The organism is Pseudaeromonas sp. HNCC25DJ182 (assembly GCF_055413365.1).
This window is the reverse complement of record NZ_JBVAYG010000005.1, coordinates 13,267-35,107: the sequence shown is the minus strand read 5'-3', so window position 1 is coordinate 35,107 and position 21,841 is coordinate 13,267. Positions and strand designations below refer to the sequence as shown.

At 52.6% G+C, this 21,841-nt stretch carries 16 protein-coding genes and 1 pseudogene; 3 read left to right on the top strand and 14 right to left on the bottom strand.

Annotated elements, in window-relative coordinates:
• The 4 genes from ilvD to ilvG form a co-directional block, all read right to left on the bottom strand.
• Nucleotides 1-1,851, bottom strand: coding sequence for a dihydroxy-acid dehydratase (gene ilvD / locus ACZYUB_RS05640; protein WP_463946234.1), 1,851 nt, complete (start codon nt 1,849-1,851; stop codon nt 1-3).
• Nucleotides 1,852-2,001: 150 nt separating this feature from the next.
• Complete coding sequence (locus ACZYUB_RS05635; protein WP_463946232.1) at nt 2,002-2,928, bottom strand: branched-chain amino acid transaminase; 927 nt, start codon at nt 2,926-2,928, stop codon at nt 2,002-2,004.
• Between the two features lie 18 nt (nt 2,929-2,946).
• A complete protein-coding gene (ilvM, locus tag ACZYUB_RS05630) occupies nt 2,947-3,219 on the bottom strand; it encodes an acetolactate synthase 2 small subunit (RefSeq protein ID WP_463946231.1) in 273 nt (90 codons plus the stop codon).
• On the bottom strand, nt 3,216-4,862 hold the full coding sequence (gene ilvG, locus ACZYUB_RS05625; RefSeq protein ID WP_463946229.1) for an acetolactate synthase 2 catalytic subunit: 1,647 nt from the start codon (nt 4,860-4,862) through the stop codon (nt 3,216-3,218). Before ilvG ends, ilvM begins: the two co-directional genes overlap by 4 nt.
• Before the next feature lie 390 nt (nt 4,863-5,252).
• Between ilvG and ACZYUB_RS05620 the strand changes: the two are divergent.
• Nucleotides 5,253-5,912 (top strand): annotated as a pseudogene (locus ACZYUB_RS05620) (magnesium chelatase domain-containing protein); the annotation flags it as partial.
• A gap of 901 nt (nt 5,913-6,813) precedes the next feature.
• Here ACZYUB_RS05620 and ACZYUB_RS05615 read toward each other — a convergent pair.
• Both ACZYUB_RS05615 and ACZYUB_RS05610 read right to left on the bottom strand, forming a co-directional pair.
• Nucleotides 6,814-8,196, bottom strand: a complete 1,383-nt coding sequence (locus tag ACZYUB_RS05615; protein ID WP_463946228.1) for a DEAD/DEAH box helicase — start codon at nt 8,194-8,196, stop codon at nt 6,814-6,816.
• The gene (locus tag ACZYUB_RS05610; RefSeq protein ID WP_463946227.1) at nt 8,196-8,762 is read right to left on the bottom strand and encodes a hypothetical protein; all 567 of its coding nucleotides are present in this window, start codon (nt 8,760-8,762) and stop codon (nt 8,196-8,198) included. Before ACZYUB_RS05610 ends, ACZYUB_RS05615 begins: the two co-directional genes overlap by 1 nt.
• 117 nt (nt 8,763-8,879) lie before the next feature.
• Here ACZYUB_RS05610 and ACZYUB_RS05605 point away from each other — a divergent pair, with 117 nt between their 5' ends.
• Nucleotides 8,880-9,086 (top strand): helix-turn-helix domain-containing protein, encoded by a 207-nt coding sequence (locus ACZYUB_RS05605; protein ID WP_463946226.1) that lies wholly within the window; start codon nt 8,880-8,882, stop codon nt 9,084-9,086.
• 13 nt (nt 9,087-9,099) lie between these two features.
• Here the strand turns inward: ACZYUB_RS05605 and ACZYUB_RS05600 are convergent, their stop codons facing one another.
• The 8 genes from ACZYUB_RS05600 to ACZYUB_RS05565 all read right to left on the bottom strand — a co-directional run bounded on the left by ACZYUB_RS05600 (nt 9,100) and on the right by ACZYUB_RS05565 (nt 20,426).
• On the bottom strand, nt 9,100-9,477 hold the full coding sequence (locus ACZYUB_RS05600; RefSeq protein ID WP_463946224.1) for a hypothetical protein: 378 nt from the start codon (nt 9,475-9,477) through the stop codon (nt 9,100-9,102).
• 160 nt (nt 9,478-9,637) lie between these two features.
• Nucleotides 9,638-13,180, bottom strand: a complete 3,543-nt coding sequence (locus ACZYUB_RS05595) for a hypothetical protein (protein ID WP_463946223.1) — start codon at nt 13,178-13,180, stop codon at nt 9,638-9,640.
• A gap of 98 nt (nt 13,181-13,278) precedes the next feature.
• Nucleotides 13,279-14,157: a hypothetical protein gene (locus ACZYUB_RS05590; protein ID WP_463946221.1), complete on the bottom strand. Its 879-nt coding sequence runs from the start codon at nt 14,155-14,157 to the stop codon at nt 13,279-13,281.
• A 389-nt stretch (nt 14,158-14,546) separates the two neighbouring features.
• Nucleotides 14,547-14,762, bottom strand: coding sequence for a hypothetical protein (locus ACZYUB_RS05585; protein WP_463946220.1), 216 nt, complete (start codon nt 14,760-14,762; stop codon nt 14,547-14,549).
• A 32-nt stretch (nt 14,763-14,794) separates the two neighbouring features.
• On the bottom strand, nt 14,795-15,637 hold the full coding sequence (locus ACZYUB_RS05580; RefSeq protein ID WP_463946219.1) for a caspase family protein: 843 nt from the start codon (nt 15,635-15,637) through the stop codon (nt 14,795-14,797).
• Between the two features lie 493 nt (nt 15,638-16,130).
• The gene (locus tag ACZYUB_RS05575; protein ID WP_463946218.1) at nt 16,131-18,704 is read right to left on the bottom strand and encodes an AAA family ATPase; all 2,574 of its coding nucleotides are present in this window, start codon (nt 18,702-18,704) and stop codon (nt 16,131-16,133) included.
• 223 nt (nt 18,705-18,927) lie between these two features.
• Nucleotides 18,928-19,374: a hypothetical protein gene (locus ACZYUB_RS05570; protein WP_463946217.1), complete on the bottom strand. Its 447-nt coding sequence runs from the start codon at nt 19,372-19,374 to the stop codon at nt 18,928-18,930.
• 23 nt (nt 19,375-19,397) lie between these two features.
• A complete protein-coding gene (locus tag ACZYUB_RS05565; RefSeq protein ID WP_463946216.1) occupies nt 19,398-20,426 on the bottom strand; it encodes an SDR family NAD(P)-dependent oxidoreductase in 1,029 nt (342 codons plus the stop codon).
• Between the two features lie 98 nt (nt 20,427-20,524).
• Between ACZYUB_RS05565 and ACZYUB_RS05560 the strand changes: the two genes are divergently transcribed.
• Entirely contained in the window at nt 20,525-21,439 is a 915-nt protein-coding gene (locus tag ACZYUB_RS05560; protein ID WP_463946215.1) for a LysR family transcriptional regulator, read from the top strand.
• Nucleotides 21,440-21,841 lie beyond the last annotated feature (402 nt).

Here is a 21,841-nt window from a genome sequence, read left to right as displayed (position 1 = left end):
TTACTCCTCCAGCTTACTGCGATCCCGCACCGCACCTTTGTCGGCACTGGTCGCCAGCATGGCATACGCCTTCAGGGCGTAAGAGACCGCACGCTCACGGGACACAGGCTTCCAGGCCGCTTTGCCCTTGACCTCCATAGCGGCACGGCGACTTGCCAACTCAGCCTCTGTGATGGCAATTTCGATCCGGCGCTCAGGGATATGAATGTTGATGATGTCGCCATTCTCCACCAACCCGATATTGCCCCCGGCTGCCGCTTCCGGCGAAACGTGGCCAATGGAAAGACCGGAAGTACCACCGGAGAAACGACCATCGGTGATCAAGGCACAGGCCTTACCGAGGCCCATGGACTTCAGATAGGAGGTTGGATAGAGCATTTCCTGCATCCCTGGCCCACCCTTGGGACCTTCGTAGCGGATCACCACCACATCTCCGGCCTTGACCTCACCACCGAGGATCCCGGCAACGGCATCATCCTGACTCTCGTATACCCGGGCCGGGCCGGAGAAGATCAGGTTGGACTCATCGACCCCGGCGGTCTTGACGATACAGCCATTGAGGGCCAAATTGCCGGAGAGTACCGCCAACCCCCCGTCCTGACTGTAGGCGTGAGCCTTGGAACGGATACACCCTTCCTGACGATCCACATCCAGATCCGGCCAGCGACAATCCTGGCTGAAGGCTTTGGTGGTACGGATACCAGCCGGACCGGCGCGATAAAAGTCCTTCACCAGCGCCGAAGCACCGCGGGTCACATCATAGGCTTCCAGCAATTCAGCCAGGCTCATGCCCAGGACGTTGCGCACCTCGGTATGCAGCAGACCGGCCCGCTCCAGCTCACCAAGAATGCCGACGACACCACCGGCGCGATGCACGTCTTCCATATGGTACTTCTGGGTCGATGGCGCCACCTTGCACAAATGCGGAACGCGACGGGAGAGGCGATCGATATCTTCCATGGTGAAGTCGACACCGCCTTCCTGAGCGGAGGCCAGCAGGTGCAGCACGGTATTGGTGGAGCCTCCCATGGCGATATCCAGGGTCATGGCATTTTCGAATGCTTGCTTGTTGGCGATGGACCGCGGCAAGACGGAGGCATCATCCTGTTCGTAGTAACGCTTGGCCAGCTCGACGATGCGGCGACCAGCGCTCTTGAACAGCTGTTCCCGATCGGCGTGAGTCGCCAGCAGGGAGCCATTCCCCGGCTGGGAAAGGCCCAAGGCTTCGGTCAGACAGTTCATAGAGTTGGCAGTGAACATGCCGGAGCAAGAGCCGCAGGTCGGGCAGGCACTGCGCTCGACGGCAGCGGTATCTTCATCACTGACCTTGCTGTCAGCGGCCATCACCATGGCATCCACCAGATCCAGCTTGATCAATTGATCCGAGAGCTTGGTTTTACCCGCCTCCATCGGACCACCGGAAACGAAGATCGCCGGGATGTTCAGCCGCATCGCCGCCATCATCATACCCGGGGTGATCTTGTCGCAGTTGGAGATACAGACCAGAGCATCGGCACAGTGAGCGTTGGCCATATATTCGACAGAATCGGCGATCAATTCACGGCTCGGCAGGGAATAGAGCATGCCACCATGGCCCATGGCGATACCGTCGTCCACGGCAATGGTATTGAATTCCTTGGCGACCCCACCGGCCGCTTCGATCTCCCGCGCCACCAGCTGCCCCAAATCCTTGAGGTGCACATGACCCGGCACGAACTGAGTGAAGGAGTTGACCACGGCGATGATCGGCTTGTTGAAGTCATCATCAGTCATGCCGGTGGCACGCCACAGGGCGCGGGCTCCGGCCATATTACGGCCCTGGGTGGTGGTAGCGGAACGGTACTTAGGCATGAAACTCTCCCTGAATGCGGCAATGTGATCCATAAAAGCGGCTCGAAAAACTGGCCTCTTCGCGCACCCTGCAGCGGGAAAACGAAGAGAGCTTATGGAGACACTCTCGAACAACAAAAACAGTGGAGGCGCCAGGCGCCTCCACACAGATTAATCGTGAACCGGGGTCAACCAACCCCACTTATCGGCAGTCTCACCATTGAACAGGCCAAAGAACGCCTTCTGCAGCTGCTCGGTGATCGGCCCCCGGCAACCGGCGCCGACCTGGATCTTGTCGACGGAACGCACCGGCGTCACTTCGGCAGCGGTGCCGGTCATAAAGATCTCGTCGGCCAGGTAGAGCGCCTCGCGCGGCAAAGCTTCTTCCTTGACCGTATAGCCCAATTCGCGAGCCAGAGTGATGATGGTGTCGCGGGTGATGCCCGGCAGGATTGCCGAAGTCGCAGGCGTAGTATGAACGACACCATTCTTGATGAGGAACAGGTTCTCGCCCGCCCCCTCACTCAGGTAACCATTCACATCCAGCGCAATCCCTTCGGCATAACCGTGACGCTTGGCTTCACGGGAGATGAGTTGGGAGGAGAGGTAGTTACCGCCCGCCTTGGCGCCGGTCGGAATGGTATTTGGTGCCAGTCGATTCCAGGAAGAAACCGCCACATCAACCCCGTTCTTTAACCCCTCTTCGCCCAGATAGGCTCCCCAGGGCAAAGCACCGATCATCACATCGGTATGGGCATCCTTGGGCGGATGCAGACCCAGACCCACGTTGCCAACGAAAGCCAACGGACGCAGGTAGCCGGACTTCAGGCCGTTGGCCCGCACGATTTCGCGGCACGCCTCGCAGATGGCATCCTTGCTATAGGGCATATCCATCCAGTAGATCTTGGCCGAATCAAACAACCGCTGGATGTGCTCCTTCAGGCGAAAAATAGCCGGACCATTCGGCGTATCGTAGGCACGGATGCCTTCGAACACGGAAGATCCGTAGTGCAATGCGTGTGTCATCACATGCACTTGAGCCTTGTCCCATTCAACCAGCTCGCCGTTAAACCAGATATATTTAGTGGTCTGTGCCATTGCTATGTCTTCCTTTCATTAAGCCCGGATCTGAAAAGCTTCCTGCGGCGCTACATCCAGCGCCTGAGTATCAACCTGCAACACATCGATCAACTTGGCCAGTTGCGACAGCAACAGCTGGATCGGTCGTTCGCTTGCGACAGTAACCGTTATCCGCAGCTCTTGGCAATCGGGCTGCGGCGCCATATTGATGGCCGACAGCTGGAAGCCACGATGCCGCACCACACGCAACACGCGCTCCAGCAATTCAGGACGCGGCTGAGCGAAAATAGTGACTTGGTGCTGTTTCATGGTTTGGCCTCCAACATGTGTTCATTTGCGACCCCAGGTGGTACCAGAGGCCAGACATTGTCATCTGCAGAAATCGAGACGTGCAACAGATAGGCGGTAGGGCTAGCCAGCAAACGCGCCAGCGCCGGTGCTACCTCCTCTTTGCGACTGATGGTTTCTCCCGGAATACCGAAGGCTGAGGCCATGCAAACAAAATCCGGATTATCGGTGAGTATGGTTTCGCTAAAGCGGCCGTCGAAAAACAACTCCTGCCACTGACGGACCATCCCGAGACGCTGATTATCGAGCAGCACCATCTTCACCGGTAACTGGGCACGACGCAGGGTACCCAGCTCCTGCACATTCATCATGAAAGAGCCATCCCCGCTCACCAACACCACCTCATCCTGAGGGCGAGCCACCTTGGCCCCCACCGCAGCCGGCAGGCCGAAGCCCATGGTGCCCAAACCCGCGCTGGAGATGTGGTTGCGCGGACTCTGGAACTGCATATGCTGAGCGACCCACATCTGATGCTGCCCCACATCGCACGTCACCACGCTATTCTCCGGCAAGGCATCACTCAACTGCTTCAGCAGTAAGGGAGCATAAATGGTCTCTCCAGGATGGTCGTAACGCCACGCAAACTGCTCGCGCATGGTCAGGCAGTGATCTTTCCATGCAGCCACGTGCAGAGGCATAGCCAGCGCCGGTAATACCAGCTTCAGATCCGCCTGCAGACTCACCTGCACGGCGCGTCGCTTACCCAATTCAGCGGCGTCCACATCAAGATGGATCACCTTGGCATGGGGCGCAAAGGCAGCCAGCTTGCCGGTTACCCGATCATCGAAGCGAGCACCAACCACCAGCAACAGATCCGACCCCTGTACCGCCAGGTTCGCCACCTTGGTGCCATGCATACCCAGCATACCCAGGAATCCAGGACTATCCGGATCCAGAGTGCCTATCCCCTTCAAGGTCGTGACAGAGGGCATACCCGTGATCGCGGCAAACGAGCGCAGTTCATCCACCGCATCGGCCAGCACGACACCACCACCCACATACAACACCGGTTTACTGGCTGCGGCCAGCAAACGGCGAGCTTCGGCCAAGGCCAGGTCGCACAAAGGAGTCGTTTCATCCACCAGATGCATTACCGGCTTCGCCTCGACCAACGCCATCTGCACATCCTTCGGCACATCGATGAGCACGGGGCCTGGACGACCGGAGCGGGCGATCTGGAATGCCTCGGCGATCACGGCCCCCAGCTCTTCCGGATTGGTGACCATGAAGGAGTGTTTGGTACAGGAGAGCGACATCCCCAGCACATCAATCTCCTGAAACGCATCGGTACCGATAAAGTCACGGCCGACCTGACCGGTGATAGCCACCACAGGTACCGAATCCAGCATGGCATCCGCCAGCCCGGTGATCAGATTGGTCGCCCCCGGTCCCGAAGTAGCGATACAGACACCAACTTCACGGGTACTGCGGGCATAACCGATGGCCGCCATGGCCGCACCCTGTTCATGACGACACAATAGATGCGGAATCCCGCCGTCGTACAGGGCGTCGTACACCGGCATGATGGCGCCACCTGGATACCCGAATACCTGGGTGACTCCCTGCTGGTGCAATGCGTTGACTATGTACTGAGCCCCATTCATCGTTTACGTCCTTGTGCTGAGCGCCATCGCGTGGCTGAAAAAAAACCCCCGAGCTTTTGAGCCTCGGGGGTCGTTTGCTGCGTTTCTGGATGTCTGGAACCTACCTGACGTCAGCCAATCTCGCCCCGAGCGGTGGAATAATCACCACCACTAGGTCCACGATAATAATGCTGACGACGACGATAAGGCTGCGCATGAGATATCCAAAAACCTTGATTCTTGCCGCTCCCAGCGGCATCCGGCCTCTACAACTAGCACATGATTTTTTTTAACACAACTCTTTTTGCTGTGACATACCACTGAAAACCGCCAGCTGACAGCCATCAAAACAACACTAAACTCTATATATGAATAACCTGTCAGAGTTTTATTTCGAGGAGCGACCATTTCATGTCATTAGCTGTTGTTTTTAGCCGTGCCAGCCTGGGCATCCAGGCCCCGCTGGTCAGCGTCGAAGTTCATATCAGCAATGGCCTTCCAGCGCTCAGCATCGTCGGACTCCCCGAAACCTCGGTGAAGGAAGCTCGAGACCGGGTACGTAGCGCCATCATCAATGGTAACTTCACCTTTCCCGCAGCCCACATCACGGTGAATTTGGCTCCTGCCGATCTCCCCAAAGAGGGAGGACGTTTCGATCTGGCCATCGCCATCGGCATTCTGGTGGCCTCCGGTCAACTTCCTGGACAGAAGCTCGCTAGCTGCGAATTTCTCGGTGAACTGGCACTCACCGGAGCCGTCCGCCCGATCCTCGGTGCTATTCCGGCCATTCTTGCTGCCCAGCGCGCCCAGCGCATGCTGGTTCTGCCAGCCGCCAATAATCAGGAGGCCGGACTCATCACTTCGGCGCAGGTGTATACCTGTGACAACCTGTTGCACCTCAGCGCCTGGCTTGCCGGCCAGAGCGAGCTGCCACAGGCACAGATGCCCGATCTCAGTCACACGAAGGCACACTGTGCCGATTTGCAAGACGTGATCGGTCAGCAAACCGGCAAGCGGGCGCTGGAGATCGCCGCCAGTGGCCAGCATCACCTATTGTTTCTCGGCCCGCCTTGCTACCCAATACAAATCCCAAAGTTGACACATGAAAAATAATTCAAAACATAAGCTTAATATAATTACATTTGTCAACCACCAATAAGCATATAGTTGACATCTCTGGAGGGCTTTGATTTTTGGTTGACACGCGTTTGTCAACCAAAGAAAAAGATTAGTGCTTGGTTATTTTGTCAGCTGATTCAATCGGCATACATCAGGATTGATTACCAATAGTCAGAGGATAACAATGAGAAGTCTAAATATGCAGACGATGAGCTAAAAACCAATATTGGCCATGGGAATACAACTTAATTCCATCTGGTAGAATTACTGACAGAGGATAACAGCAAGCTACTCCCCTAGGCTATGTAGAAGATGAACAAGCGAGGAGAATCCATGACCCCCGACCATTTCTGCACATTGACCTCTTCCGAGTTACTCCAACCAATATGGAGAGAAATCGATTCTCTTAATGAGCGAGAGTATTACAAGGAGGCTTATCAATACCTCCGCATCGTAACCAATGAGCTCTCTTTGCTTCACGAATCAACTCTCGCTGTTAACTCTCTTTTGAACGTGAATCCTCATAATTCCTGGAGCCTTCGGCGACTTCAAATGTTGCTAGAGAGGCAATTAAAACCCATCAGAGATTTTAGTTTACTCCGATACATTGAAAGCCTTCGCATCGTTCTTCAGGGCATTCACCAGACCTTTCATTATCAAGGATGCTGTCCCGAATTAGAAAAAGTTACAGTCGAACTCTGCGATTATCAATGTGAACGACTAGAAAATGAAGACCTAGACCAAACAACGGACCGGGGGTTTGAACTAAACCTTCCGCCCACGAAATTGCATTGAACATGCGGGGATATAGCCATATCTTTTTACTTCGCGCCCTGCAAATTTGCCGCCATTGTTAATAAGTGGCAAGGATCTGCTCACGGAACTTGCCGAATAGCTGGATGAAAGGCGAATCGATAGTTGTCGCGATATCGTGAGCCTTATGTAATGCCAATTGTTTATGGGTTAGTGGATCCCAAACTAGTCGAGGAAAGTTGCTAGGCGTGTTTAAGTCACGACTGGGCAATGTGCGGTCTGATGAACTAGTACCTGTGTTGTGATATTCCTGTATAACCACTTGCTGCTCTGGTATCTCTTCAGAAATCCGTTCTGCGAACGCGATCAATTCAGGCTCTGCAAAGGTGTACAACCACCCATCCTGGGAACCAGTATTCGTCATTCGTAGCACCCGACCGAGAACTTGCCGATAGTGCAGTTCAGTTCGAGTCAGAGAAAGATGGCAACAGATCTGAAGACGTGGAATATCAGTGCCTTCACTAATCATTCCGACGCTGATGATCCAGGCCGTATCGCTCGAACGGAACTTGTCGATCTGTGCAGCCGCATCCGGTGTTTTATAGGTAACTAGAACCGTTTGCTGGTTCATTTCAGTTGCCAATATTTGGGTGATCAAAGCAGCATGTTCAACCGACGCTGCGACCACTAGGCCTGCTGCATTGGGTACCTCTTCTCGCATTTTTCTGAGTCGTTGATTGGCAGTGCAGAGCATGTGGCGAATAGCGACAGGATGCGAAATCAACTCCCCGTAGCCGATATCTTGCTGGTTAAACAACTCTGCAAGAGATGAGTAAGTTTTTGGATCTGATGAGGAGGAGTGAACGGAGATCAGATCGTTATCAATCAGGACGATTTTAGGTCGCCGGCAGACCCGATCCGCAATTGCCTCTCTGAGGCCATACCTGTAGTCGCATTGAATACGGTTGTCTGGATCCGCATAACGGGCCAATACAATCGGGGCTTGATCTGAACGCCATGGCGTTCCTGTTAAGGCCAACGTATAAGACGCTTGATTCTGAATATTGAGCAGGATCTCCTCACCCCAGGCATTCGCATTATCGGGTTCACTGCCCGAACAGTGATGGATCTCATCAAAGATGACCATCACGTTGTGAGATGCAAATAGCTGCCAGAAATCTTCTTTGAAGAACAACAAGTTTTGATAGGTGTAGCTACAGCCAGCTGCACCAATGATCCCATCAAAACGTCGCTCCAGCACCTTACTCATAGCTAAGCGCATCCCCTCGGCTACTGCGATGGAAGGAGAGAAACAAAGAATGAAGTCGATCTTGCCATCCACTAGCAAACGGCGGCTTAGTTCTGCTGCCATTGTGGTTTTTCCCGCACCTGGCGTGGCTAAACACAGAAAATGGCGAGAGGTCTCATAGTGTCTGAGGGCTTGATCTACACAAGTTGCCTGCCAGCTGCGTAAATGTATCATCAGGCCCCTGGCGAGTGCTGCATGATGACGGTTTGGATTGCCTTTAGTTGCCCTAACAGTTTTGAGCTCTTCTCTCTAGCCTCTCGATAGTCCGCATCGAACAAGGGCTGAATGGATGGGAATTCTTTAGCAAGCCGTTGATATTCTTCGGTCTCGCCGATAGCGGTCAACAAATCGACTTGATAATTTTGGGCTTTGAGGTGCAGTTCAGATAAGACATGGCTGTTAGCCATGGCATTGGGGGACAAGACTCCATCCATTGACTCTTCGTCGCATACCTCTTCGTGTCGCTTTTCGACGAACATCGTTTCATGAAACTTCGGCGTTTTTCGGTACTTCATGGCGCCGCCAGTATTCGACACTTTCTCAATAAGACCATTGCGTTGCAGTCGCACTAATTGTCGGTAGACCTTTCGATATGTATCCCGCCTTTCGTCGTCTCCCTCGGCAACCCCCATAAATTTGATATAGGAATCCCTAAGCGCTCCGACTGTGAAGTGATCAAGACTCTGCACTACAAGAATTTGATAGAACGGCGGCGAAAGAGTCTTCTTCTTTGGGGACATCGTATAGTCTCGTTGTCGGGGTGAAAGAACATCACAGGTTTGAACAGATGCGGATTATAGTCCGTGGTCATGTTCGCGACAACTCTGGATAGTTCTCGTCTTTATGAGAGACGAGAAATGAAAGACTTAGCGATCAAATTCGGTGAACGCATTCGCCAGAAAAGGATACAAATCGGGATTTCGCAAGATAAGCTGGCTCTGCTGTCAGAGATTGACAGAAGCTATGTCGGTAGGATTGAGCGGGGTGAGGTCAACATCACCCTGGAGAAGGCGTATCAGCTTGCAGAGATACTCAATTGCGACATTCGTGATCTGTTGCCCTAACCTGTAAGTGACTTCACTTGGCTAGAACTATGGTGACCACGACCCCTAGCAATCCCACGATTATGCCCAACAATGAAAGCCTGTTGTTTAAGATCCAGTGGGACGGCCTTACATGGCTTTTGGAGTAAGCTCGGAAATCTTCGAATTTAAGAGTATCTTGCGCGGCAACAGATAAGTGCAATTTGCCAACAATTACATACCTAGAACCACGCCCAGTATTGTTGATGATGTACGGATTTTTAGACCGTGAGTGAAAAATCCCTCTTTCCAACATTTCAAGTGCCAGCGCACATGAATAGTCAAATTCGTCATCGTTAGAAAAATCTTCATTCTTTATAAATGGGGTATCTTTCACTTTTCGAATGAGCCCGAACTCCTGTTCTGTAAACATACGTATGCACTCTTTTTGGACGGAACCACTGAATAAACGACAAGCTGTTACAGCCGAATCGGAATGATGAACGTCTGAGTAAAACAAGCAACGATTAGAATGACCGACCGCGATGGGGTTCATCGAATTATGACAATCCCAGTGTTAGTTATGTCTTGCGTTACTCATCCTCCCCGCCTTTATGATCATAAATTATTCGGTCAGCCTCACGGTCGTAGCTCTCTGCTATATCTCTCATAGTAGCGGCAAATCGTTGGAATCCGGCATTCTCTACTTCCTCTGCTTTAATTCGGAATTGTATCGCTAGTTCTTTTTCCGGTTTTCCTGTTGGGTCAACCCAATGAACGCCTCGTGAGTTGTATGTCCCAGTCCTGAAGCCGGCTCGCATATCTTCAGCTTCACGGTTATTCAATGCGGCAGCGACAGCTCGGTGCATCCATAGGCCGTCTGGATCTGGTGGTGTGTAAATCAATACTTCGCCAATATTGATGAGAGCAACTTCCAAATGGCCGGATTTCGTGCAGATCTCCTTGGCACTTCGGAGCCATTCAGTGAAGCGTTCTTCGCTGAACGTCCCATCCTCTCGTGTTCCTGGGGGGGTTTTCCACTCATGCAACAGTCGCCACGCATTTTTTGCGATTGCCTTTGCATCCTCGGTGAGTTCTCTCGACGGCTGATCTTCTTTCTTGGAACGGTAGATTAGTCGAATGACCTCGCAAAAGAACTCGGGATCATTGGCTAGTCTGCTTTCAAGGAGTTGGGGCGCGGCACCTCTGTGACGGTCTAGCAGGGGAATATATGCCCACTCAATCCTAAAGAGATCGTCCTGGTTCACCATGGGCCCTGCCTGAAGAAACTTAATCAGTTCGACGATGTGATACCCGTCCATAGCGTAGCTGGGCTCGCTGGAGGAAAGCGCTGCAAGCAACGCTCGGACACATTGGTTACTATCGATTGGCTGCTTGGCATGGCGCATCCTGTCCAGACAGTTGATTGCCGCGTGTGGCCTGCCATGCTCAATCAGTTTCTCAATCGCAATGGCAAGATCACCATCGGCCTGGTAGGCATTGGCACTCGCGCGGGACCAATATTCACCATCGTTGGCCTGAAGCCAATAAGAAGCGCGATCCCATGTTTCCTTGGTAAACGGCAAACAAGCCAGGAATTGACCTTTCTGCTCGAGCGTCCAAGCAGATTTATCTAGGTCCTCGCACCACTCCCAGCCTTTGAGATAGTAACGCCTCCAAATAAAACCGCTCACCAAGGCCTTGCGCTTGTTGTCCGCTGAATCCAGAAAATGCGGCAAAAGAGCACTTTCAAACACATCATCGGCAATAACGCCAAGCGCGCGCCCTACTTGACCGGGTGAAGAAACGGATTCGGCAAATCGGATAACACCCCCGACACCATCTTGCTGAAAGATTTCCGAAATAACCGTTTCGCGTCGGTTGTCGAGTTTCTTTTGCTGCTCCTCCCAGTCGCCGTCCTCTTCGTAGAGATCAAAGTCACGATCTGTAAAAAGGTGCTGATATAAATTGAAAGGGTTGGTGGGTGCGAGTTGCCCGGCAACGAGTTCAATGCGGGTAATCATTTCGTCGGGCAATGCCCACTTCGCATCGGCGAACCGACGGTGTTTGTTTGTGAATTTCGTGAGATGGTCCCAAATCGAAAGTCGTTGCTCTTCGGGGAGCTCTGAAATGGGTTGGGAGGCAAGAACCTGGAGAAGTTGATCAAAAACAGGTTCAGGCAGGTTTTCAAAATGATCAATCAATGTGGAAAGCCGAGCGGTGTCTTGACCAGCGGCGGCGACCGCAAGTTCCGCATAAAAAGATGCTTGCTGCCAGTATTCCTGATGCGTCACGCCTTTTTCCCAGTCATCGGGGATGGTCTTGCGCCAGCTTGGTTTGTGAGATCCGAAAGAGGTCCGTTGCTGGCCGGGTAGAAGTTGAATGATCAGATTCCAAGCAATTTCCGGCCATTCCTGAAGGATCGTTCGCACCGCCACCTTGCGCTTGTCAACAGATGCCAGCGTTTGCGGCAGCCAGGGCAGCAAAATGGTTGCAAGCGAATTGGATGGTCGATTGGCCCATTGGCCGCCGGGGTCATGGCTGGCAAGTTCAGCAAGCGCAGCACAGACTCGAACCATATATTGTTCATCCCAGGCTAGCCCTTCCAACGCCCAGAGCAGGCCGGTTAGATAATTGCCGCCGGTGATGGCGTTGCCTTCCTGGGAAAAAAGCTCATCAAAAGGACATGGCTTCAAACGCATCGCCTTCTCGACTGCATCAAGAAATTCACCCGGGGCAGCTTCGGCCATGGTGGGCAGCTGTCCATTCAGGCTGCCCCACAAAACCCAGTCAGCATCGGTCAGAAGTTCGCGTATCACCAATACGCAGGTTGCTTCAGCTTTCCCTTGTGAGCAGTTAGCGCACGCCTCCGGTTGGCTGCCCAGATTGGCCAAGCCCTCGGCAATGCCTTTTCGCAACACTTGTGAACATTTCAGCACTTTGCCGTGAATACTTGCCGCGTATCGCTCTTCGGCGGGCAGTTCAAAAGCAGGGTCTGGCTCCTTCAGAACGGAAACAGCAAGCGACCTAAACGTATCGAGGTTCTGATCAAGGATGCGCGATCCCAGCAGGCTCCAAAGCTCGGTTCGATTAACAACTTTCCAGATTCCGTTTTTGAGAGACAACGGGCTGTCAGGGCAGTGCAATATTTCCCGTGCCTTCTTTAACCATTCGTCATAACTGATGCCGAGCAGTTGGGTTATCGCCTCAAGATCACATTGACTTTTGTCTTGCCAAGAGCCGATCAGAATCGCCAAAGCCAGATAGGTGGCGTCCGGGTGCTGGGTCCAATCGATTTTAGGTTTCACCTGTGCAGCCTTGAACTCCTCGGGCATTTCCACCACGGCCTTTTGTTTAAAGGCATCCAGCAGATCCTCCGGCAGCTTGCCGGGTGTGATCGTACCGGCATCCTGATTCCAGGTTTGTACAATATCGACAACCCGTGACCAAACCCACTGCGGATACTGCTGCTGGAATTGGGAAATGTGGGAATGCAGTAGAGACAGGACAACACCGAACTCGTTACCAAGATCATAACCGAGCAGATGGAAGTGGTTCAGGAAGTCATAGAGTTCGTCCCTTGAAACATCGTTGCCGCCGTTTGCTGCCTTCAGGTGGTGCTGAATGACCTCCAGCTTCTCGGTACTCTTGGGTGGACTGAAATTCGTCTGCTGGACGTTTCTGAAAAACTCATCAACGTTCTTGGTGTGCCTCGCCTGATTCAGCAACCATTGCACATTGTGTGCATCGGTCGCGCTGAGCGGCCCTGTGATCAGTGCAATAATATCCTTATGCCTAGTGAACACTTTGGGATTGTTGAAATCATTCCAGGCTGCCTGCATCACCTCCCCAAACAGGGAGCTGCCCTGCGTGATAGCAATGGAATGCTTTACCTGCCCGAGAAGTTTCCGCCGCTCCTTGCTGTTCACGTTTTCTATGACAACAACGAGGTCGTCTGTATCAAAGCCGTCGATCTTGCCTTGAAGTTTGATTTCCGCAATGGGCCAGCAGGGAAGACAGGGAGCGTGACCTCCAGTAAGCATCAGTGCGACAAATGATGCTTGGACATGCGCTTCAAAATGAACACCGCCACCGCCTGTAGAAAAGGGATTGCTTAGATTTTTCTTCTTCACCATCTATAGCCGCTACTTATCGTGGGTGATTTGGATGCCGAACACCTGGGCTTAGCCACTGGTTTAGAGCGCAGCGAAAGCCTGTCGGCTGGCGCCCTTGGTTATGTGTTGATTTTTTCAACATTTTCACCAATCTCGTGGATTGCCGCCTTCAGAACCTGCAAGCATATCTTGGCAGTGTGTTGCCTCGGATTGAACCCAGAACTCATCTGCTGAAACGGATGAATATAGTTCCGAAAATCTCTCAGCGTGTGGCTAAACTTTTGAATATCTTGCTGTACGAGCCGAAGTTCGTACGCAACATCAATGAATGCACTAAGTGACCATTCATGAAACTGCCGGACTTTTCCAGAACTATCCTTTGGCGAGGAGGCTGATGTATTGAAGTGTTTGGGATGCTTAATCGCTAAGCCGAGTAAAATCCCCTCTAACGTGCTACCTGCAATAATAATAACCGATAGATACGCGCCTGAGGTGTAGCACTTTTCGATCTCTTCTATCCTCAGTTCAAGAACCGTAGAGACCATTCCGTCCAATCCGACTTTATAAAGTGATACGTTAGCAAATTCCCTGCTCAAGAACTCATCTTCTGTATCAGCTTGAACAGTCTGAGAAGGCTCCTCGATTTCAACTTTTTCAAGTTTCTTAAACTGAATATCGGCTCCCTCGCGTACGACTCTCCACTTGTCGAAGGCAAGGTATTTATTAAAATCGGAAATGCAATTATCGAGCTTTGCAAGCTGATCTATAAAATTTGCCGGATTGAGCAAATTTCTGATGCATTGATCTAGCTCCGGGGTGCCATTGATTCGTCCCAGCTTTTCGTCAGTGTACATCCACCGTGATGGGAATCCTTGCCCGTACGAATCATCGAACCCCAGACTATTGAAGAAACGAACAAGCTGAGGACCAGATCGGTACTCAGTATCTTCATTGATCAATGAGCGCAATTTTTCAAGCGATTTTGGATTAAGAATCATTGGGAGCTTTCAGTTTCCTTGTTCACATAACGTAGAGCTAACCGGTTCGCCACACAGCTTTGGCGAGTCCAAGCGACAGAAGAACGCGGGGTTCAGCGTCGTATTCCATAATCACCCGGATGCTCGTTGTAGACTCTACAAAACATTTCGGGTGTGATTCTTTCAATCCCTCCCGCTTGCTCGACAATGTCTCTATTTGGTCGAGAAGAGCATCCCTCGGAGGATCGGAATGACCATTGCAAACCGGGCGCAAATTGGCTCGGTAACGAAATTTTTTTGAACTTCGAGCGTATATTTCATTGGGTCCCAAAATATGTATGCCTAACGTTGAAGCTCAGGGACGCTGCGCGGCCTTATCGCTCAGCGTCCCTTGGAGCGTAGTGTTAGACCTAGAACGTACAAGTAATGGTGCCTGACCCGCTCGTTCCGTTAGGCCCGCCGGTTACCGTGCCGCTTACGGAACAAGCCTTGGATTTTGGAGCACTGATTGTGTTGAATATCTCTTGGGCCATGATAGGCATGATGCTCTTACAGAAATCGTCAATTTTCTGACGATCAGACAAGTCGATGTCTTTGATTTGGATGCTGACAAGACCTTGAGCCATGACTTACTCCTTTGGTGATGGTGGGACAACAATTACAGCGCGAAAGGTTGCTGAGCCTCAAACGCTGGGTTCGAGACACCTGCAACAAAAAAATTCGGGGACTGCGATGGTGGCATTAACCCAACGATTGTTTGATGAAACTTTCGGTACCCGGAGCTAAATTGGCCGCCATTCCATGCCTTTTTTACTGTGGCCGTAAATAGGCTATTTGGGAATCCATCGGCAGAAAGCTGGTTATCTTGGCAACCCGAAATAAGAACTACGCTTGCGCCAATTGCAGCCTTTTCACCAGCACCGCTCAGGTACTGAACAGTGTCGTATGTGACTTTGTTGTCCTGATATATGGCCCAGGACTTATCGAATGGAATTGACTTAAATCGAACAGGCTCTTTGTTGTCGTAATATTGGATTAGTGAAGGATTGCTAACGAATTCGCTATACAGAAGAGTTTTTGTAACTGTGCCACTGTGACAGCTGTCGGACATGACAAAGACTTTGACCCCGTGTGAAAATTTCGACCACATTGAATACAGCTCGTCGTCCACTAGCATTCGATCATAGAGACACCAAGTCTCGTCAATTTGGTCTTCTTCATCTCCATTGATGTCTCCAACTTGACCGCCGTGACCCGAGTAGAAGAGTAATAGAGTGTCGCCGGAAGATAGTGCCTTCGCAGCACGTTGCAGTTCAGCTAGGACAGCGCCTGTTGTTGCTTCCTTTGTGAGCAATAGCTTGTTCTCATAACCTTTTGATGCAGCGATCGCGGCAATATCTCTGGCGTCGTTTTCGCAGCCTCGCAGAGCGCCATCCCAACCGCCATAGGTGCTAGGATTGACTGCGTTCAAGCCGATACTGATGCATATTCCTTTGGGCATTGCGTTCTCCTTGTTGATTGAGAGAGGCACGGAATATCTAGGTCTTACTATTACTTACGTGGTGGTACGGAGCAAGGTCCAACTTTAAGTTTTGGTTAGTCTTTTCTTATGCTGAGGCGCGAGCTTTAGAGGTCGGATTCAGAATACAAGGATGTGTCCATATTCTGTTGTCGAATGGCGCTACCAGCTGAGTGCTGAACTGTTTTTCCTGCGCTAGAGGAGACAGCGGCAAACCGCATTGCATTTTTGTTTTTTTTCTTGTGATTCATTCAGTTATCGAGAACGGCTGGGAAGTGTCTAGATCACTGGTGGCGATTCACACTGAATTATCGTCAGTGCTTCCCAATCATTTCGGCACGACACCGTTCGCCGATGGCACCTTACGTGAGTTCGGGTTTGAGTAGCTGTGAAAGCGCACCGCTCCTACTAACGAGCTTCGCGTCTGAAGGCGGGTGTGGTTAGCGCATTTTTTCGTTTTCTGAGGCGGCTACGTCTAAGCTGCCCCAGCACGTCGCTTGGTCAAACCTTCACGCCAAGCCTTGAGTTCTTCCAAATCCTTACGCAGTTCTGGCTCCTCAGGTATAAATATCGGGGCTTCTCTAGATTGGCTGTGCTCGTAGCAGCTGTACTTGGTCATCAATGTATCAATCAGTACACAGTCCTGCGCCTCGATGCTCGGAATAGCATGCAGACGGTTTTCGGTGGTAATGCTACGCCGATGCCGGAGCACGACCTTGTTAAGCAAATCATCTTCAACCGACCGTTCAATCAGTTTGCGAAACTCACTGCAAATTCCCTGGGCAAGCATCCGGTAGGCTGGCGCCCCCCCAGTCTCACCTGCCTTACGAGCAGCATCCAGCTTGGTGATCAATAGGTTGTTGGCCTTTTTTGTATTGGCGTTCCAAACTTCCTGGTCAGCCGGGTGGCCAGCTACACCAGCGTAGGCCTCGATGCACATAGGTTGGTAGTGAGAGGCTTTCCATATATCGCCTTCTTTTTTGGCCAGCTCCTCCAATATTCCGTAAAGGGACAAACGGTGAGTGAGTACAATCACCTGCCTGGTTTTAGCAAGCTCAACGAGGCGACATGCCACAAACCACTCGAAGTCATGGTCGAGCGAGGAGATAGGGTCATCAAAGAGGAAAGGAGCGGCTCCCGGCTTCTCACAGACATCGGCTAGAAATGCCGCAAGGGAAATGATGCGACGCTCCCCATCACTCAATACACTGTCGGGCATGGCGTTACCCTCTTGAACGCCTTTGAGTTTGAGCCGATGCAGAACATTGGCGTTGCGAGTTCTGGTCTTAACCAGCTCGACTTGTATGCGGGTTGCTCCGAGCGCGAGAAGCTCACGATTGAAGCGTTCAACGTACGCCTCGGTGACGGCTGCCTGGGTCACTTCTGCTGATTTCATCGATATCGCCCTGGTGCCAGTCATCCCCTTCCATCGCTCATAGTCTTTAACCTTGTGTAAACGATCTAACTCTATACGAATAGCCGCAGCTTGCTCTGTAATCCACTTCTTGGCTTCTAGCGCGAGCTTTGTATTCGTCGCCATCTGTCTATCAAAACCTAGGGCATCCTGATCGTATTGGACCGCGCTCGCCTCAAGATCATCTTTATAAACTGTCAACTTGGCGATGCCTTCTTCGACTGAGTGAACTGGGATTGCAGGCTGCCCGACCTCATGAGCAAGCAGAGCGTTTTTTGCTGAAAGTGCTTGTTGCCAAAATCCATTTAGGTAATTCCACCGAGCCTCATCTGTCACGCCGGCAGCTTGGCACTGGGTCTGAATATCTTGTTCAAAGAGGATATCTGGCAGTCGTTCAAGACCCTCTTTGTACATTTCTTCCGCGGACTTGGCATCTGATTCAAGCTTGCCTTGCACGAAGGATTCAAAGTCCTTTAAGCGCTGCTGCGCATCTTCCGATAGTTCTTGGTGGCATAACACGCACCGTGCATCCACTGTTGCAGGAAAGACAGCCTCCGGATATGGCGTCGCGGAATAGAGCCGCGCAGCCTCCCACATCGCACGCCATGTGGCGGTACCGACCCCCTCAAGAACGGCTAACTTTACTTTGGCGCCCTCTAAAGCAATTTGTCGTTTGGTGAACGCCTCCTGTCTTAGAAGGCGCAAAGCCTGGATGTTATCGCCCCCAAAAGCAGTCGATGCATACTGGAGTGCACTGATGATTTTTTGTAACTCAGCCTTGGTGCGGCGTTTCTGTTGTGCTTGCGCGGATGGATCTTCGGTTTTGAGGCGCTCCACTAGCGCTAACAGCTGATGCTCGTCTTCAATGGGCCAGCGTAAGACCGTTTCAAGCTCAGCCGCAGGCAACTTGTCGAGTCCGCGGTATAGAATTTGGGATGGGGTTGTGCTGTAAATCTGTGGGAGAACGGGTAATGCGCTGATAAGTTTGTCTTGCTCTGACTCCAGAGTATTCCTAACCATATCGGCAGCAGAAGCCAGTTTCCCAAAGATACTGACGACTGGAGGGATGTATGTCGCAGCGCTTTCAGTTGTCAGATAATGGCTGGCCTCGTCACTGTCGAATATGTCTATGCTTCGCAATGTGTCTATGGCGTCGCCTTGCACGCTCCACTCATGCAAGTGCTCTACACCGTTGAACTTAGAGGTGATACTGCATTTGCTGTGTATCGGAGGGGCCTTGAACACGTTGGTTTTTAGGTCAACGGCCCTTGGCTTGCCAGACACTTTTTTTAGCAGCCTGGTATAGCTGGATTTGCCTGAACCGTTGTGGCCGTAGATCACGGTGAGGTTCGAGCTGCCAAATTCAAGTGGAATGCGGGGCGCTAGATTTTCGATCCCAACAACCTCGGCGATTTGAACCAGCCGCAGCTCATCTCCTTCCTTTGGATTATTGTTCAACTCTGCGAAAACGCGGTGATTGGTAGGTTTTTGGCCTGCTGGAGTCTTGAGGTAGGCCACCAAGGCTGTGATATCCGCCGGACTCAGCTCTCCATTTTTCAGAAGCCTGTCGGCGGCCTCTTGTAGCCAGTCATTTTGTTTTAGTAGCCATCTACGAATCTCCGCCTGAACGTTCATTGTGTTCCTCCCTGATGGTCGAGCATAAGTAGAAAGCTATCAGAACCAACGATGGCGGTGAAAGAGACATTTTAAAATGTAGGGTTATTCGTACTTGCTTGAGTTTCTCGTGGACGCGAAATGAGAGTTTATTACTGAATCGGTCATTGATTAGCAAACTCCTTCGAGCGGTTGCTTTTCCTGACGCATCCAAAAGGACAGGTTAGGAGGAAGCTGTTGTCAGTCATTTCGAGCTGGTGCGACGATGGTGGCTGGCATATCCGCAATCGTGGCATAGGCGACTAGGGGAACGATGATTAGGCTGAACACTATCACCCAGCACGGGGAGGATGATCGTCAGCGGCAAGGCAAATAACGCAGTGCAAAGCGTTGCCACGACAATCGCCCGGCCGAACAGATGGCGCGGCAAGCGCTTCGCCAGAGAGTGAGCGTGAAGTCCGGCCTCATTCATCATCTGGCCATCTGCGAGTGCCTTTCGGATGAAATGGGTGCCTAGCAGCACCGACAATAGGCCTATCCAGATCGGCGTCATCGCGAGATCACCACCGATAAGCTCAAGCGGTAGCACAGGGGCCGCCCGCCAGAGATAGGCGGTATAGGTCGCATTGCACAGAGCATTGAATGCAGCAACGCCAAGCGTCTGAGCAATAAGATAAGTTTTCCAGGTCATGATCGTTCTCCTTTCGATACGTTTCAGCGAAGGGCAAGGCGAGCGTCCTGCCGTGAGGGATTCAGGCAGCCCATATCGACCAAAGTCGCCGTGATGGCTGCCTCTAGCGGGGTGTGCGGTTCAGCGCCGAGCAGGTCCACCAAACGCCTATTGTCGAGACGCACGGGATGCTTCCAGACCGGCTCGATCTCCAGTGCTTCCTTCGGAAAGCCTCCAAAGGGCGCTGCAAGTCGCATCACCCACCAGGGGAATGCGCGCTCGGGCAGATCAAGGCCAACAACTTTGCTGACTGCCTCCCTGATTTGCGAACCGGTTGCATCCCAATGCCCGGCGAACTGAAGCCGCTCGTGAGCGTGCAATCGCTCGGGAATCGCCAGCAGCTCGGCAATGGCTGCGGCAAGATCAGGCAGATAGGCATAGGCGTGCGCAACGCCGGGGGCCATGCTGGTGAACTTCCGCACGGGCTGCCCCTGCTGCACCATGGCCTGTGCGAACCAACTTGCTCGTGTTGCCGGCCCGAAGAAATCGCCTGCACGTACGATCAGCGATGGCACCTCGGGAGCCGCTTCTGCCAGCATCCGTTCGAGTGCTATGCGGATCTGGCCTTTTAGGGTGCGTGAATTCTGCGGCGTGTGCTCGTCGATCACAGGAGTAAGCGCCGGATCGTAGTTATAAACCGTACCCGGCAGAACAACTCGCGCGCCCCCTGCCGCCCGGGCTGCGGCCAGTGTATTGGCGAGCATCGGCAGTACGAGTAAAGACCAGTTTCGATAGCCTGGGGGATTGACCGCATGAACGATGACCGCCACGTCGCCCCCGGTCGTCGCAGCGCGCACCACATCGGCTTCGCTCATCGCGTCGCCCATTACAAATTGCGGAGGTGGGCACTCAGTTCGCCAGCTGGCAACTGCTGCCTCGGAATTGCGGCACAAGGCACGAACCTGCCATCCATCCAGAATGAGTCGGGTCGCGATTGCTCGGCCAATGCCACCAGTGGCACCCAGTACAAGCGCCGTCCGTTTGTTTGAAGTCTTGATTGATGTCTGAACCATTTGTCATCTCCTTTTCCTTTCAGAATGTGATGACAGGTTAGGGCGGATTTGCTAATGAATAAATTACCAATAAACCTTCATTAGACTATAAAAATTTTATGAACAAAAACGTCGCATGGGATGATCAGCGCGCCTTTCTGGCGGTGATGGAAACCGGCAGCCTGTCGGCGGGAGCGCGGCGTCTGGGTCTGTCGCAGCCAACGGTACGCGCACGCATCGAAGCACTGGAAGCAAGCTTGGGTACCACCCTGTTCACGCGGTCGGTGCATGGTCTGATTCCCACATCAACAGCCGAAGCGATGGCTGAACCCGCCCGGGCCATGGCGCATGCATCGGAAGCAATGTTGCGCGCTGCCTCTGCCGATGCTGGGGCTGCAGCGGGTAGGGTCCGGCTGAGCGTCTCAGAATTTGTCGGGCTCGAAGTGCTGCCCCCCATGCTTCGCAGCCTGCGCGACAAGCACCCGCAACTCACGGTTGAGTATGAATCAAGCGACGTCAGCGCCAACCTGCTGGACCAGCAAGTCGACGTCGCGGTGCGTATGCATCCACCTGAGCAAGCTGCCCTTGTTGCGAAAAAAGTGCCTTCGATTCCGCTCGGTCTGTTCGCTCACCGTGACTACCTTGAGGCCTATGGTCACCCCGCTTCCAAGGCCGATCTCGGCGGACATCTCTTCATCGGCCCCGACCGCAATCGGAGTGATCTCGCTGTAGCAGCGCGGCTGGCTGAGCCTGCCAGCATCCGCTGGATTACGCGGACGGACAGTCATCCAGCGCAACTTGCGCTCGCACGTGCCGGCCTTGGCATTGCCGTTGTGCAGATCCCGGCAGCGGCGCGATATCCTGAACTAGAACGTATCCTCCCCGAGATAGAGCTCCCCCTGTTACCGACCTGGATCGTGACGCACGAGAATCTGCGCCGTCTGCCACGCGTGAGCGCCCTGTTTGATCATCTCGTCATCGCGTTCGAAGCCTATGGCAACTGCCAGCACGTTCTATCTAGGGATGGGGGTTAGGGAAGCAAACAGCATTCGACAAGGAACCCAGGACTGCGTCGGCAGAAAAATCCAAAGCGGCCGTAGGCGGTTGTTGCAGAGTGACGGCTTCGGCTCAGGGATCGGCCTTATAATGATCGATACTGTCAAATGACCGTAACGGGTTGAACGATGCCGACACAAGTCCAGCGGCAGGCTCAAGTCATGCCATCGCAGTGAAAATGTGTGCCAAAATGGGGGGCGATAAGGACTAAATTCAGCACATTGGCAGGACTGAGGCATCCGCTACTTAGGGAAAGTACGAACAAGTTCCTGATATGAGATCATGTTCGTCATATGGAGCCATGAAACATGGGTTCATCACGACTCATCAACTCAGCTTCGCCGTCAGTGAATTCAGAAGTAAGCGCCGTCAGACCCGCG

Excerpts from the sequence above, each read along its gene's own strand:
- ilvG (WP_463946229.1), bottom strand. The coding sequence starts at position 4,862 with ATGAATGGGGCTCAGTACATAGTCAACGCATTGCACCAGCAGGGAGTC.
- ACZYUB_RS05585 (WP_463946220.1), bottom strand. The coding sequence starts at position 14,762 with ATGGCTCAAGGTCTTGTCAGCATCCAAATCAAAGACATCGACTTGTCT.
- ACZYUB_RS05610 (WP_463946227.1), bottom strand. The coding sequence starts at position 8,762 with ATGTCCCCAAAGAAGAAGACTCTTTCGCCGCCGTTCTATCAAATTCTT.
- ACZYUB_RS05580 (WP_463946219.1), bottom strand. The coding sequence starts at position 15,637 with ATGCCCAAAGGAATATGCATCAGTATCGGCTTGAACGCAGTCAATCCT.
- ACZYUB_RS05565 (WP_463946216.1), bottom strand. The coding sequence starts at position 20,426 with ATGGTTCAGACATCAATCAAGACTTCAAACAAACGGACGGCGCTTGTA.
- ACZYUB_RS05560 (WP_463946215.1), top strand. The coding sequence starts at position 20,525 with ATGAACAAAAACGTCGCATGGGATGATCAGCGCGCCTTTCTGGCGGTG.
- ilvM (WP_463946231.1), bottom strand. The coding sequence starts at position 3,219 with ATGAAACAGCACCAAGTCACTATTTTCGCTCAGCCGCGTCCTGAATTG.
- ACZYUB_RS05600 (WP_463946224.1), bottom strand. The coding sequence starts at position 9,477 with ATGTTTACAGAACAGGAGTTCGGGCTCATTCGAAAAGTGAAAGATACC.
- ACZYUB_RS05635 (WP_463946232.1), bottom strand. The coding sequence starts at position 2,928 with ATGGCACAGACCACTAAATATATCTGGTTTAACGGCGAGCTGGTTGAA.
- ACZYUB_RS05590 (WP_463946221.1), bottom strand. The coding sequence starts at position 14,157 with ATGATTCTTAATCCAAAATCGCTTGAAAAATTGCGCTCATTGATCAAT.
- ACZYUB_RS05575 (WP_463946218.1), bottom strand. The coding sequence starts at position 18,704 with ATGAACGTTCAGGCGGAGATTCGTAGATGGCTACTAAAACAAAATGAC.
- ACZYUB_RS05615 (WP_463946228.1), bottom strand. The coding sequence starts at position 8,196 with ATGATACATTTACGCAGCTGGCAGGCAACTTGTGTAGATCAAGCCCTC.
- ACZYUB_RS05605 (WP_463946226.1), top strand. The coding sequence starts at position 8,880 with ATGAAAGACTTAGCGATCAAATTCGGTGAACGCATTCGCCAGAAAAGG.
- ACZYUB_RS05595 (WP_463946223.1), bottom strand. The coding sequence starts at position 13,180 with ATGGTGAAGAAGAAAAATCTAAGCAATCCCTTTTCTACAGGCGGTGGC.
- ACZYUB_RS05570 (WP_463946217.1), bottom strand. The coding sequence starts at position 19,374 with ATGACCTGGAAAACTTATCTTATTGCTCAGACGCTTGGCGTTGCTGCA.
- ilvD (WP_463946234.1), bottom strand. The coding sequence starts at position 1,851 with ATGCCTAAGTACCGTTCCGCTACCACCACCCAGGGCCGTAATATGGCC.